Here is a 13554-nt window from a genome sequence, read left to right as displayed (position 1 = left end):
GCACAGCCGCAGCCCGTCATTGCAGAAAAAGGGGCGCCGGCACCGCCAGGAACAGGAGAATACGATGGCCCAAACCTACAAGATCACCGCGCGCGCCAGCAGTGCGCTCCCCGAAGCGCTGCGTACCGGCGAAGGCATCCGCCAGGCACTGGCCGCGGTGCATGAATACTTCCCGCTCGACGACGTGCAGCTGACCGACCACGACCTGGACCGGCTGTGCGAGGCATCGCGCACGCTGGCCCGCCGCATTGCCGGCCGCGGCCACATCGACGTCGCGCTGCGTTTCACCGACCTGTGCGACATTTCCAGCGACCTGTTCAAGGAAGTGAAGGAAATCCGCAAGGCGATCAAGGATCTGCTCGGCGAGTACGAAGACGAGCTCGAAGAGAACTGCGTCGGCGCGCTGCGCTACATTTCGGGCTTCCGCAACGAGATGGTGCCGGCACTGGCGAACTCGATCCTTCTACGCCGCTTCGCCAACTTCGTCGACGCCGTGCTGCTGGCACAGATCCGCCATTCGGACGAAAACGTCGAAATCGAACTGCATTTGGTTGAGTTGGCCAGCTGACGCTGGCGCGGTCGAACCGGCCGGATACCGGCCGTTTCAGCGCCAATAAAAAAACCCCGCATACGCGGGGTTTTTTGCTGGATCGGCGGCGATCAGCCTACGCTGACGACGCGACCGCGGCGGCCGGTCGTGGTGAACGCGGCCAGCTTGACCGTACCGGACACCGCCACCGGACCGGCGTACTGCGCCGACGCGTTGGTCGGTTCGCTGCCGTCGGTGGTGTAACGCAGCACGAAGCCCGGTGCTTCGACGTTGGCAATCAGCTTGCCGCCGTCGAGCACGGCGCCCGGCACCGGCACGCGGTAGCCGTAACCACCGACCAGACCGTCCAGACGTGGCAGTTCGCGCTGGCCGAGACGGTTGGCAAACTGGTTCCAGTCGGCGTCCATGCGTGCATCGCGCACGGCCTTGTCGGCGACGAAGGTCCAGCCCGGGTCCTTCGCCCACGCCCGCTCGGCCAGTGCGATCAGCCGCGGCATGGCCAGATACTCGAGGCGGCCGGCGTCGCGGATGTTCTCGGCCCACAGCTCGCCCTGAATGCCGAGCACGTTGGCCGTGCCCTGCGCGGTCAGCTTGGCCTTGTCCTTGAGCGAATCGCCAAGATCATGGCCGAACAGGTTGACCGTTGCCGTGGTGTAGATGTCCAGCGGGCAGAACTCGAAGGCCTTGCGCGTGGTGATGAAGCCGCCCCAGTAGTAACCCGGCTCGGACGGATCCTTCTCGTACGCCAGATCGAAATACAGGTTGGTCACGTTGCACAGCACGACCTTGTAGCCGGCGTTGGCCAGCTGGTAGGCAAAGTCTTCCTGGCCCCAGCCCCAGACGTTGTTCCAGATGTACGGGCGGAAGTTGGCATCGACGAACTTCGGATTCGGGCCGTGATGCACGACGCCGTCGACGGTTTCCTTCTTCAGCGCGATCTCTTCCCAGCCGCCGAAGGTCAGGCCATGCTTCTTCAGGATGTCGCGATAACGCGCGAGGAAGTGGTCCTGCAACTCCTGGATCGTCGTCATGCCGTGTTCTTTCATGAACGCCTGGCAGATCGGCGATGCTTCCCATGCACCGTGCGGGACTTCGTCGCCGCCGGTATGCAGCGTCGTCCACGGCGCCTGGGCCTCGGCGTACATCGCCTTGACGTCGGCAATCACCGTTTCGATGAAGTTGTACGCGCCTTCGCGGGCGATGCAGATCACGTTGTCGCGCCACAGCTGCACCGACTCGTATTCGGACTGGTCGGCAAAGTCGGTCAGCAGGTACTGCTCGGCGGCTTCGAGCTGGCCGGCGGCCTTCAGACGCTCGTAGCGGACGTTCATTGCCTTGATCGCCGAACGTGCGTGGCCCGGCACGTCGAACTCGGGCACGACTTCGATATGGCGCGCGGTCGCGAACTTGAGGATCTCGATGAAATCGGCGCGGCTGTAGAAACCGGTACCGCTCGAGCCTTCCACCTCGGCGCCCGAGCCGAAGCACGGCACCAGATGATCGGTCTCGGTCGCGGTATAACCACGACCCGAGCCGATCTCGGTCAGCTCCGGCAGCGTCGGGATTTCCAGACGCCAGCCTTCGTCATCGGTCAGGTGGAAATGGAACTGGTTGAGCTTGTACAGCGCCATGCATTCGAGCAGGCGCAGCACGCTTTGCTTGGACGAGAAGTTGCGGCCCACGTCCAGATGCAGGCCGCGATAGGCAAAGCGCGGTGCATCGACGACGCGGCCGAACGGCACGGCCAGGGCCGGCAGCGGATTCACGAAAGCATCGACCGGCAGCAGCTGGCGCAGGCTCTGGATACCATTGAACACCCCGTGCTTCGACGCGCCGGTAATCACGACACCGTCGGCGCCGATTTCAAGCGAATAGGCTTCGGCCGGCGCCCCCGTCTCGGCGACGTGCACGGCGCCGATCTGCAGCACGATGCCGCGACCGGCCGCAGCACGTTGCGCCTGCACGCCGGCATCGGCCAGTGCCGACTGCAGGAAAGCCGCCTCGGCATTCAATGCATCCGAATGCGCGATGATCGTACCGGCATCGATGACGAACTGGCCGCCGCCCAGACGCGACTCGAGCGGCGTCGGGGTGATCTTGCCGACGGCATCGGCGGCGAGCAGCGTGAGCTTTTCGTTATCGGCAAAGCGCGTCGCCGGCGTCACCAGCGGCACCTTGTCGTTGGCCGAACGGTTGCGCTGCCCTTCGGTCACGAACGGCAGGATGCGCGGGTCGCCGATGGCTTCGGCGCGCGCCTGCGGGGTGCCGTCGTTGTAAACGATGTAAAAACCCAGCGGTGCGTCGGTTTCCTGGATTACCCAGAACAAGCCCTCGTAACGGATCCGTTTGCTTTCTTCACTAGAAAGAATTCCAAAGTCGGCCGTCGGCACCATGCGCCACAGGTCACCGTTGACCTGTTCGATCGCAACACCACCTTCAATGCCTTCGGCCTTGATCTTGCGGCAGGTGTTGAAATAGATCGCCCAACCTTCGCCGGCCAGCGGTGCGGCTGCGTGGTTGCTCAGTGTCAGCTCGGCAACGAAGTTGTCGCCGTTGTGACCGTTGGTGATGCACTGCCATTGCAAAGCCAGTTGCTTGCCTGCGGGCTGAGTCATCTTCTCTTCCTCTTTCCGATTCGTAAGACGGTGGTCTGTGCCACCCGACGCCGACAGTGTAGAAGCAAACTCTTAAGTAGAACAACGGCCGATAGGCGCTTTTCCTGACATGCAACAACCAGAGAAAATACCGCCAGACGGACGGCGCAGCGCAAAGCGGGAAAGCGCGTTTTTCGGTACAATTGCGCCTCCGATTTTTACCCATGATTTCCGGACCTTACGACATGGCAGACGTTCTCCAGCTGCGCGGTGGCACCGCGCTCTCCGCCTTCCGGCTCGATAAACTGCGCACCGCGCTGGCCGAAAACGGCATTCAAGCGGACCTGTACGCCGAGTTCTGGCACTTCGCGGAAGTGGAGGCACCGCTGGACGACAAGGAACAGGCCACGCTGGCGCGCATCCTGCACTACGGCGAACCGTGTGAGCCGGCCAAGGCGGTCGGCGCGCTGCTGCTGGTCCTCCCGCGTCTGGGCACAATTTCGCCATGGTCGAGCAAGGCGACCGATATCGCCGAGCACTGTGGTCTCGGCAAGATCGCGCGGATCGAGCGCGGGATTGCCGTCTACGCCAGCAAGCACGGCGCACCGCTGTCGACGGCCGAAAAGAACCTGCTGCTGCCGCTGATCCACGACCGGATGACCGAACAGGTCTTCGAAACGCTGGACGCCGGCAACGAGCTGTTCCGCCATTTCGAGCCGAAGCCGCTGGCGACCGTCGATGTATTGAAAGGCGGCAAGCCGGCGCTGGAAAAAGCCAACGTCGAGTTCGGTCTGGCCCTGTCGGACGACGAAATCGACTATCTGGTTGAAAACTTCACCCGCCTGCAGCGCAATCCGACCGACGTCGAACTGACGATGTTCGCGCAGGCCAACTCCGAACACTGTCGCCACAAGATCTTCAACGCCAACTACGTGATCGACGGCGAAGCGCAGCCGTACAGCCTGTTCGGCATGATCCGCGAAACCCACAAGGCCGCCCCGGCCGGCACCGTGGTCGCGTACTCGGACAACTCGTCGGTGATCGAAGGTGCAAAGATCGGCCGCTTCTACCCGCAGCCGGGCAGCGCCGATTACGCCTACCACGACGAAACCACCCACATCCTGATGAAGGTGGAAACGCACAATCACCCAACCGCGATCTCGCCCTTCCCGGGTGCGGCAACCGGCTCGGGCGGCGAAATCCGCGATGAAGGCGCAACCGGCCGCGGCTCCAAGCCCAAGGCCGGCCTGACCGGCTTTACCGTGTCGAACCTGAATCTCCCCGGCGCGGTCCAGCCCTGGGAAGACCCGGCCTACGGCAAGCCCGACCGCATCGCGTCGGCGCTGGACATCATGATCGAAGGCCCGATCGGTGGCGCTGCGTTCAACAACGAATTCGGCCGCCCGAACATCGCCGGCTACTTCCGTACCTTCGAGGAAGACTTCGGCGGCGAGCGTCGCGGCTACCACAAGCCGATCATGATCGCCGGCGGCATGGGCAACATCAACGCGCTGCACGTCGGCAAGCACGGCCTGCCCGACGGCAGCCTGCTGATCCAGCTCGGCGGCCCGGGCATGCTGATCGGCATGGGTGGTAGCGCCGCCAGCTCGATGGCAACCGGCGCCAACGCGGCCGACCTCGACTTCGATTCGGTCCAGCGCGGCAACCCGGAAATCGAACGCCGCGCGCAGGAAGTCATCGACCGCTGCTGGCAGCAGGGTGAAAACAACCCGGTACTGTCGATCCACGACGTCGGTGCGGGCGGTATCTCGAACGCCTTCCCCGAACTCGTCAACGACGCCGGCCAGGGAGCCGTGTTCGATCTGCGCAAGGTCAACATCGAAGAAAAGGGCATGAGCCCGAAGGAAATCTGGTCGAACGAATCGCAGGAGCGCTACGTGCTGGCGATTTCGCCGGCCAACCTGCTGGCGTTCGAAGCGATCTGTGAACGCGAACGTTGCCCGTACGCGGTGATCGGTCGCGTTACCGACGAAAAACAGCTGGTCGTCGAAGACCCGCATTTCGGCAACAAGCCGGTCGACATGCCGATGGAAGTGCTGCTCGGCAAGCCGCCGAAAATGACCCGCGACGTCACCCGGGTCAAGCCGGAACTGAAGGTGTTCGACTCGTCGGGCATCGACCTGAAGGAAGCGGCCTACCGCGTGCTGCAGCTACCCGCCGTGGCCGACAAATCCTTCCTGATCAATATCGGCGACCGTACCGTCGGCGGCTTCACCGCGCGCGACCAGTTCGTCGGTCCTTGGCAGGTGCCGGTCGCCGACGTCGCGGTCACCGCGATGGGCTACGACACCTATCTGGGCGAGGCAATGGCGATGGGCGAGCGCACGCCGCTGGCGCTGATCTCGGGTCCGGCCTCGGGCCGGATGGCCGTCGCCGAAGCACTGACCAACCTGGCCGCCGCGCCGATCGCCCAGCTCGGCGACGTCAAGCTTTCGGCCAACTGGATGGCGCCGGCCGGCCACCCCGGTGAAGACGCCAACCTCTACGACACCGTCAAGGCCGTCGGCCTCGAGCTGTGCCGCGAGCTGGGCGTGTCGATCCCGGTCGGCAAGGACTCGATGTCGATGAAGACCGTCTGGTCCGAAGGCGACGAGGCCAAACAGGTCACTGCACCGCTGTCGCTGGTGATCACCGGCTTCGCCCCGGTCACCGACGTGCGCCGCGTGCTGACGCCGCAACTGAAGAACGAGGCCGACACCGACCTGATCCTGATCGACCTCGGCGACGGCAAATGCCGCCTCGGCGGCTCGGCGCTGGCGCAGGTGTACAAGCAGGTCGGCCAGTGGGCGCCGGACGTCGTCAGCGTGCCGCACCTGAAGTCGTTCTTCGAGACGGTGCAGAAGCTCAACGCCGATGGCCGCATCCTCGCCTACCACGACCGTTCGGACGGTGGTCTGTTCGCGACGGTCAGCGAAATGATGTTCGCCGGCCATGTCGGCGTGACGCTGGAAATCGACGAGCTGTGCATCGAACGCCGTCGCCGCGGTCGCGAGGAAGACGAACTGACGCCGGAAGACATCGCCCGCGCCGAAAACGGCCGGATGATGGGCGTGCTGTTCAACGAAGAACTCGGCGCCGTGCTGCAGGTCAAGCGCAGCGACACCGCTGCGGTAATCGCCGCGTTCGCCAACGTCGGCATTCGCAGCGAACTGCACGTGATCGGCACGCTGAACCACGACGACAAGCTGAAGATCAAGAAGCGCAACCGTCTGGTGCTGGAAGAAGGCCGCGTCGCGCTGCACAAGGCGTGGTCGGAAACCAGCTGGCGCATCCAGCGCCTGCGCGACAACCCGGCCTGCGCCGATTCGGAATACGCACAGCTCGACGCCAAGGGTGACAAGGGCCTGTTCGCCAAACTGTCGTTCGACCCGTCGGACAACATCGCCGCGCCGTTCATCAATACCGGCGCCAAGCCGCGCGTTGCCGTCCTGCGCGAACAGGGCGTCAACGGTCACGTCGAAATGGCTGCCGCGTTCACCCGCGCCGGCTTTGCCGCGACCGACGTGCACATGAGCGACGTCATCGCCGGCCGCGTCTCGCTGGCCGACTTCGCCGGCCTCGCTGCCTGCGGCGGCTTCAGCTACGGCGACGTGCTCGGCGCCGGCGAAGGCTGGGCCAAGTCCATCCTGTTCAACGATCGTGCCCGCAGCGAGTTCGAAGCCTTCTTCAACCGCGCCGACACCTTCGGCCTCGGCGTCTGCAACGGTTGCCAGATGATGGCCAACCTCTCGGGCATCGTCCCGGGCGCGCAGGCATGGCCGAAGTTCACCCGCAACCAGAGCGAACAGTTCGAAGCGCGCTTCGTCATGGCCGAACTGACCGACTCGCCGTCGCTGTTCTTCGGCGGCATGGCCGGCACGCAAGTCCCGGTCGTCGTCAGCCACGGCGAAGGCTTTGCCAACTTCAGCCAGCAGGGCGACATCAAGCAGGCCATCGTCGCGATGCGCTACGTGGATCACGGCGGCAAGGTCACCGAGACCTACCCGCTGAACCCGAACGGCAGCCCGCAAGGCATCGCCGGCGTCACCACCGCCGACGGCCGCTTCTCGATCATGATGCCGCACCCGGAACGCGTGTTCCGCACCGTGCAGAACTCGTGGCATCCGGAGAACTGGGGCGAGGACGGCGCATGGCTGCGGATGTTCCGCAACGCGCGCAAGTGGGTCGGCTGATCACCGTACCCACCGCACCATGAAAAAAAACCGACCTTCTGGCCGGTTTTTTGTTGCTGCCGTCATGCTAGGCTGAACGCTTTCCCTTCACACCGGAGCCAAGGATGGCCACGTTAACCATCGTTCACGAACCCGCCAACCACCGCTTCGTCGCCGTCGACGCCGGCAAGGTCGCAGCCGAAATGACCTACTCGCCGCTGGGCGACGACCGTTTCATCATCGACCACACCGACGTGGATGCTGCCTACGGCGGACAGGGTGTCGGCTACCAGCTCGTCGACGCTGCGGTTGCGCATGCCCGCACCAACGGCATGAAAATCCTGCCGCTGTGCCCGTTTGCCGCCAGCGTGTTCAAGAAGAAGGGCGAGGAATACGCAGATGTGCGGTTCTGATACGGGGACGTAAAAAAGCCGGCTGACGCCGGCTTTTTTACGTCAGCGCTTGAATCAGGGTGCCGCGCGATTTGCCCCGACAGCCAGCACGCCGGCCGGCTTTGCACTGCGGCTGAGCTGATTGTTGACCGCCCCGCCCGTCAACTCCTGCGTCGTCCCAAAGTGGCGTCCGTCCTTGTCGACAACCTGCACCCACGCCGTTCCTGTCATCACCGGCTTGGCGCTGACGCGATCGAAGCGCTTGCTGGTTACAGTCCGGCCTTCATCGCCATAGAAAACGTAAAAATCCTCCATGCCGGCGAGAACCTGCGCCCAGCGTGTCTTGCTCCGTGACGGCAAGGTCCACGACAACGTGAACGAAGCACCACTGACATCACTGACCGATTTCGGAGAAGTAATGCTCGGAAAGCGCAGGGCCGGGATGAGCTTGACGATGTCGTCCGGCAGTGGCGCAACGTCGAGTTTTTCCTGATACACCGCCAACGGCTGAGGCGCGCCCTTCTCTGCATACAGGGTCACAGTGTAAACACCGCCCTTCACCACCTTGCCGAGATCAAGGCCGAATCCTGAGTCCAGGATGTCGTATCCATACGCCTGGTTTTCGAACTTGTACCAGTCGTTGGACGGTGCATTGTTGACCAGTGCCACCCCGCCATCAGGGAAGCCCGGACCGGTCGCCACCGCATAACGGGCAAGGTTATGCGCATCCCTGATTCCGACGCTGACACCGTTGGACACGGTGTTTCTGGCCGGGAACCAGTATGCAAAGGAACCCACACTGATTTCCACCAGACGGCCATTGCCGGCCAGCCGCCACTTGCCGTCCAGCGCCTTGAGGGCGCAATTGCTGTTCGAGCCCGGCTCCGTACTCTTGTGATCATCGATCGAATACCGGAAACAGTATTTGGCCTTCGCCACATCCACGCTGAGCAAATCGAAGTTGGCACCGAGCTGGTCGCCCTTGGCCAGTGCATTCAGTACGTCCTGCTTGCGGTCGCCGTTGTCGAGATAGTCATCGGCAATCAGCGCTGCCAGCTGCTCTCGGACCGAAGGCGTGTCGCCCTGATTGAACAATGCAACATAGTTCTTGAACGCCGCCTGCAGTTCGACGAGGTCCTTCTGCGATTGGGTCAGGTCCCCCAGCGGCTCGGGCAGCGCACCAGTGTCGGTCTGGCTGCTCACGTCATCCTTGACCGTATCGCCTGTCAGCGTATTGCGAATCGTCGCGACCAGCGTATCGGGATCGATATCGACCTTGAGGATGTCCAGCGCAGCATCGAGGCCGGTTTTGTCGGCCTTGAACACGGTATGCAGCAGGTCGATGCTGTCGGCCAGTCCGAGCTTCTTCAGTACCGGCAACAGACGGTCCCGCAGGATTTGCTGCTGCCTAGCCAGATCGGCGTCGGTGAGCTTCTTGCTCCCGGCCCCGTTGAACAGCGCTTCGGCCAAGCCACCGGCGACATTGGCAAGGATCAAATCGGTAAACGGCGTGACGTTGACCGTCTTGTTCAGGTCGGCGCTCATTGCCGCCGAATACAGCGTAACGGTACGGCCGGCAACGGTTCCCTTCGCTCGCAGGATCAGCGGCGCAGTCATGTCGCTGACATCGATGTTGTAGCTGCCATCAGCTGCAATCACGACATCCTTGAGCTTGCCGGTCGCATCCTTGATCGTCAGCGTACCGACGATCGGCGCGCCGGTCGCGGCGGTGCCGCTCAGTGTCTTGACCGACGGTGATGGCGTCGGCGTCGGTGTCGAACCGGAGTCACTCCCGCCACCGCCACCACCACACGCCGACAACAACCCCGCCGCTGCCAGAGCCACCACCACACCACGCTTCAATTGCTGCATCTTTCCACCAGTATTTGAAAAGTAATCGTCAAAACGACGGCAAGTTTACTTTCAATTGAAGAAAGATGTAACGACTGACACCATTGACAGCACATAGGCACAACACTGCATTCGCACGCATTCCAACGTCATCAATACGGTCGGCGAGCGCCGGCCTCGTCAGCTAACCCTCCATCGGTACCGGCATCCGCATGCCCACCGCCATCCGGTTGAAGGCATTCATCAGCGCAACCGCATAAGTCAGTTCGGCAATTTCCTGCTCGCTGAACAACGCCTTCAGTGCATCGAACTCGGTATCTGCTGCGCGGGTTTCGCGGATCAGCGTGACCGACTCGGCCCAAGCCAGCGCGGCGCGTTCGCGTTCGGAATAGAAAGGCGCTTCGTGCCATGCGGAGACGCTGTTGACGCGTGCGAACGATTCACCGGCCCTGAGCAAGTCATTGCCGTGCAGATTGACGCAGTAGGCGCAACCATTCAGTTGCGAAACGCGCAGGTAGACGAGGTCGATCAGCACCTTGCCGAGCGACGATTCGCCCAGTGCGATGCTGGTGTCGACGAAACCGCGGTGGGCCTTGGGTGCGAGGGCGCGATAGTTGAGACGGGCAGACATGGGACAGCTCCTGTTGTGGGTCCTCCGAATGGAGGCTTCACCAACAAGACGTCCCTGCCCTTTCGTTTGTGACAGGTGCGGCGAAAAAAAATCAGTACAGACCGGCCAGCTTGTCCGGATTGCGCAATACGTAGACCTCGCGGATCTGCACGCCATCGGTGACGAAGCAGTAGACCGTGTCGAGCACGCCATCGACGTAACGTGCCAGACAGGGCTCGCCGTTGATCTCGGTCTCGACAAACCGGCAACAATCGCCGTTGCGCCGGGCGATGGCATGGAACAGCATCGCCAGCCGGTCCGGGCCAAGCAGTGGCCGCAATGCCGAGAACACCTTGCCACCACCATCGCCGACCAGCACCACATCGGTGCTGAACAGCGGTGCCAGCTCGGAGACGTCACCGCTGTGCGCCGCTGCGGCAAACCGGGCCAGCAGCGCACGGTGCGCATCGCGGCTGACGGCAAAGCGCGGCCGATCGGCCTCGATCCGCTGCCGGGCACGACTGACGAGCTGGCGGCAGCTGTCCTCGCGTTTGTCCAGCATCACCGCGATTTCGGCGTAGTCGGTGTCGAACACCTCGCGCAGCAGGAACGCCGCGCGCTCGTCGGGGCCGAGCCGTTCGAGCAGGGTCATGAAGGCGATCGAGACGTCGTTGTAGTGTTCGAGCACGTCGGCCGGCGAGCGGGGCTCGATCGGCTCGGCCACCGGTTCGGGCAGCCATGGCCCCGAGTACACCGCCCGCTCCTGCCTGGCCTGGCGCAGGCGATCGATACTCAGGCGGGTCACCAGCGTCACCAGCCACGCCTCGCTTGAAACCAGTTCCGCAGGCCGTCCCGACTGCCAGCGCAGCCAGGCATCCTGCAGCACATCGTCAGCGTCGTGACGCGTACCGAGCATCCGGTAAGCGAGGCCGAACAGCCTCGCCCGGTGCTGCTGGAACTCGGCCAGCGGGTCACTCACCGCGCGTTCACTCAGGCGAACTTCACACAGACCGGCCGGTCGAGCTGCACATCAAGCGGGGCCTGTGTCAGTACACCATCGGCAGCGCGGGCAAAGAGTGCCAGATTGCCGCTGGCCTGATTCGCCACCAGCAACCAGCCGCCACAGGGGGACAAAGCGAAATTGCGCGGCATCTGTCCGCCGCAGTGCGTTTGGCCCACTACCTCTAGCAGGCCATCGGCTACCCGGAACGTCGCGATGCTGTCATGCCCCCGGTTCGACGCGTACAGGAAGGCACCATCCGGGCTGAGCTGCAATTCGGCGCCGGTATTCGCACCGGCAAAACCGGCCGGCAGCGACGAGATGGTCTGGCGATGTACGAGCGCGCCATCCTGCCAGGCGTAGACCAGTACGGTGCTGGTCAGCTCGCCAACGACATAGACGAATCGCCCCGCCGCGTCGAACAGCAGATGACGCGGACCGTCGCCGGGCGCGGTACTTACCACACCATGCGGCAACAGCTGCTGCCCGTCGATCCGGTAAACGACGATTTCGTCGCGGCCCAGATCGCACACCAGTGCAAACCGACCGTCCGGGCTTGGGGTAATGCTGTGCAGATGCGGTGCATCCTGCCGTTCGACGTCGACACCGCTGGCACCCTGATGGCGGACTTCGCTGACGATCTTCCTGACTTGGCCCTCGACAGTCAGCGGCAGCAAGGCGGCGTTGTGACCGAAGTAGTTGGCCACCAGCAGGGCATTGCCGGTTTTGGCCAGATAGCACGGCGAGTCGCCCCCGCTGGAGACGCGATTGATCTCGCTCAGCCGACCATCGGCGTCGACGGCCAGCGCCACCACCTCGCCGGTCGCGGTTTCGCTGACCGCATACAGGCGGTCGTCGGCCGGCAGCAGATACGAGGCATTGCCCACCCCGGCCAGTTGCTGCAGCGGCAGCAGGCGGCCATGGTCGGCATCAAAAGCGAAAGCATGGATCGTTGCCTGCTCGGCATCGCCGTAGCAGCCAATGTAAACGCGGGGCTGACCGTTCATGGGCATCTCGTCAACGTGCACAAAAACGTCATATTACGGAATGCGCGCCGGGCTGCGGGCCTCGCCCGCCGATGCGTCGCCGATCCGCCACGCATTGCCACTGAACGGGAATCGGTCGCAACCGGCTGCCTTGTCCGGGGCGCTGTGGGACAATGGCGGTTGTACAGCAAGGAAAACCGCATGTCCGTCAGCCTGAAATCCGAAGTCCAGATCGCCAAGATGCGCGTCGCCGGCCAGCTTGCCGCCGAAGTGCTGGAAATGATCGGCGAGTATGTCGTTCCCGGCGTGTCGACCGAGGAACTCGACCGTCGCTGCTTCGAACACATCACCAAAAAGCAGAAGGCCACGCCGGCCAATGTCGGCTATCACGGTTTTCCGAAGACCCTGTGCACCTCGATCAACGGGGTCGTCTGCCACGGCATTCCCAGCCCGCGCGACATCCTCAAGGACGGCGACATCGTCAATATCGACGTCACTGTGATCAAGGACGGCTGGCACGGCGACACCAGCCGGATGTATTTCGCCGGCACACCGAGCCCGGCCGCAAAACGGCTTGCCGACGTCACCTTCGATGCCATGATGGCCGGCATTCACGCCGTCCGCCCCGGCGCCCGCCTCGGCGACGTCGGCCACGCGATCCAGACGCTGGCCGAAGCGGCCGGCTATTCGGTCGTCCGCGAGTACTGCGGCCACGGCATCGGCAAGATCTACCACGAAGACCCGCAAGTGCTGCATTACGGCCGCGCCGGGACCGGGCTGCTGCTGAAGAAGGGCATGACGTTCACGGTCGAACCGATGATCAACGCCGGTGGCGCGGACGTGCACCAACTGGCCGACGGCTGGACCGTGGTCACGCGCGACGGCTCGCTGTCGGCGCAGTGGGAACACATGATCGCGGTGACCGACGACGGCTTCGAAATCCTCACGCCGTGGCCCAACAGCTGACGCACACCATCGCCTTCGCCACCGCGGAAGAGTTGTACAAAGCACAGCGCTTCTACGACGCCCGCGGCTACGGCGGCGATGCGATTGCGGCAACGGATCGCGTTCTGCTGGCAAGGGATGGCGACGAAATCGTCGGCGTCGTCCGGCTGTCACCGCTGGACGACGATTGGTGCTTGCGTGGCATGCAGATTCATCCCGCACATCAACGCAGCGGTCTGGGTACCGCGATGCTGCACACCCTTGCGACGATGATGGACCGGTCGTGTTATTGCCTGCCTTATGCCCATCTCGAAGGCTTCTACGGCCAGATCGGCTTTACCCGCATCGAAGCGGATACCATGCCCACCGCGCTGGCCGAGCGCTACGCCGGCTATCTGATGCGAGGTTTGAACATCGTCGGTATGCTGCGGCGTGGCAGCAACGCAATCTGAAG

10 protein-coding genes are annotated in these 13554 nt (G+C 63.5%); 5 read left to right on the top strand and 5 right to left on the bottom strand.

Annotated features, from left to right (window positions below; translation table 11 throughout):
• Positions 1–64: 64 nt before the first annotated feature.
• Entirely contained in the window at positions 65–568 is a 504-nt protein-coding gene (locus tag JMJ54_RS13735) for a hypothetical protein (protein WP_203539128.1), read from the top strand.
• Between the two features lie 92 nt (positions 569–660).
• Here the strand turns inward: JMJ54_RS13735 and JMJ54_RS13730 are convergent, their stop codons facing one another.
• The gene (locus JMJ54_RS13730) at positions 661–3165 is read right to left on the bottom strand and encodes a beta-N-acetylhexosaminidase (protein ID WP_203539127.1); all 2505 of its coding nucleotides are present in this window, start codon (positions 3163–3165) and stop codon (positions 661–663) included.
• Between the two features lie 224 nt (positions 3166–3389).
• Here JMJ54_RS13730 and purL point away from each other — a divergent pair, with 224 nt between their 5' ends.
• Both purL and JMJ54_RS13720 read left to right on the top strand, forming a co-directional pair.
• Positions 3390–7337 (top strand): phosphoribosylformylglycinamidine synthase, encoded by a 3948-nt coding sequence (purL, locus tag JMJ54_RS13725; RefSeq protein WP_203539126.1) that lies wholly within the window; start codon positions 3390–3392, stop codon positions 7335–7337.
• Positions 7338–7441: 104 nt separating this feature from the next.
• Complete coding sequence (locus JMJ54_RS13720; protein ID WP_203539125.1) at positions 7442–7729, top strand: GNAT family N-acetyltransferase; 288 nt, start codon at positions 7442–7444, stop codon at positions 7727–7729.
• 54 nt (positions 7730–7783) lie between these two features.
• Here the strand turns inward: JMJ54_RS13720 and JMJ54_RS13715 are convergent, their stop codons facing one another.
• From JMJ54_RS13715 to JMJ54_RS13700, 4 genes are all read right to left on the bottom strand, one after another.
• Positions 7784–9580, bottom strand: a complete 1797-nt coding sequence (locus JMJ54_RS13715; RefSeq protein ID WP_203539124.1) for a hypothetical protein — start codon at positions 9578–9580, stop codon at positions 7784–7786.
• A 163-nt stretch (positions 9581–9743) separates the two neighbouring features.
• A complete protein-coding gene (locus tag JMJ54_RS13710) occupies positions 9744–10190 on the bottom strand; it encodes a carboxymuconolactone decarboxylase family protein (RefSeq protein WP_203539123.1) in 447 nt (148 codons plus the stop codon).
• Positions 10191–10281: 91 nt separating this feature from the next.
• Positions 10282–11148 carry an RNA polymerase sigma-70 factor gene (locus tag JMJ54_RS13705; protein ID WP_308438005.1) on the bottom strand — a complete coding sequence of 289 codons (867 nt, stop codon included), beginning with the start codon at positions 11146–11148 and terminating at the stop codon, positions 10282–10284.
• An 11-nt stretch (positions 11149–11159) separates the two neighbouring features.
• Positions 11160–12176 (bottom strand): lactonase family protein, encoded by a 1017-nt coding sequence (locus JMJ54_RS13700; protein WP_203539122.1) that lies wholly within the window; start codon positions 12174–12176, stop codon positions 11160–11162.
• Between the two features lie 180 nt (positions 12177–12356).
• Here JMJ54_RS13700 and map point away from each other — a divergent pair, with 180 nt between their 5' ends.
• Together map and JMJ54_RS13690 are read left to right on the top strand one after the other, a co-directional pair.
• On the top strand, positions 12357–13121 hold the full coding sequence (map, locus tag JMJ54_RS13695; protein WP_203539121.1) for a type I methionyl aminopeptidase: 765 nt from the start codon (positions 12357–12359) through the stop codon (positions 13119–13121).
• Positions 13106–13552, top strand: coding sequence for a GNAT family N-acetyltransferase (locus tag JMJ54_RS13690; protein WP_203539120.1), 447 nt, complete (start codon positions 13106–13108; stop codon positions 13550–13552). The genes map and JMJ54_RS13690 overlap by 16 nt, the downstream gene beginning before the upstream one ends.
• Positions 13553–13554 lie beyond the last annotated feature (2 nt).

Source organism: Jeongeupia naejangsanensis, from assembly GCF_016865585.1.
Classification (GTDB): Bacteria; Pseudomonadota; Gammaproteobacteria; order Burkholderiales; family Chitinibacteraceae; genus Jeongeupia; species Jeongeupia naejangsanensis.
This window is presented reverse-complemented; position numbering and strand designations above follow the sequence as displayed.

Excerpts from the sequence above, each read along its gene's own strand:
- JMJ54_RS13735 (WP_203539128.1), top strand. The coding sequence starts at position 65 with ATGGCCCAAACCTACAAGATCACCGCGCGCGCCAGCAGTGCGCTCCCC.
- JMJ54_RS13715 (WP_203539124.1), bottom strand. The coding sequence starts at position 9,580 with ATGCAGCAATTGAAGCGTGGTGTGGTGGTGGCTCTGGCAGCGGCGGGG.
- JMJ54_RS13710 (WP_203539123.1), bottom strand. The coding sequence starts at position 10,190 with ATGTCTGCCCGTCTCAACTATCGCGCCCTCGCACCCAAGGCCCACCGC.
- JMJ54_RS13730 (WP_203539127.1), bottom strand. The coding sequence starts at position 3,165 with ATGACTCAGCCCGCAGGCAAGCAACTGGCTTTGCAATGGCAGTGCATC.
- map (WP_203539121.1), top strand. The coding sequence starts at position 12,357 with ATGTCCGTCAGCCTGAAATCCGAAGTCCAGATCGCCAAGATGCGCGTC.
- purL (WP_203539126.1), top strand. The coding sequence starts at position 3,390 with ATGGCAGACGTTCTCCAGCTGCGCGGTGGCACCGCGCTCTCCGCCTTC.
- JMJ54_RS13700 (WP_203539122.1), bottom strand. The coding sequence starts at position 12,176 with ATGAACGGTCAGCCCCGCGTTTACATTGGCTGCTACGGCGATGCCGAG.
- JMJ54_RS13720 (WP_203539125.1), top strand. The coding sequence starts at position 7,442 with ATGGCCACGTTAACCATCGTTCACGAACCCGCCAACCACCGCTTCGTC.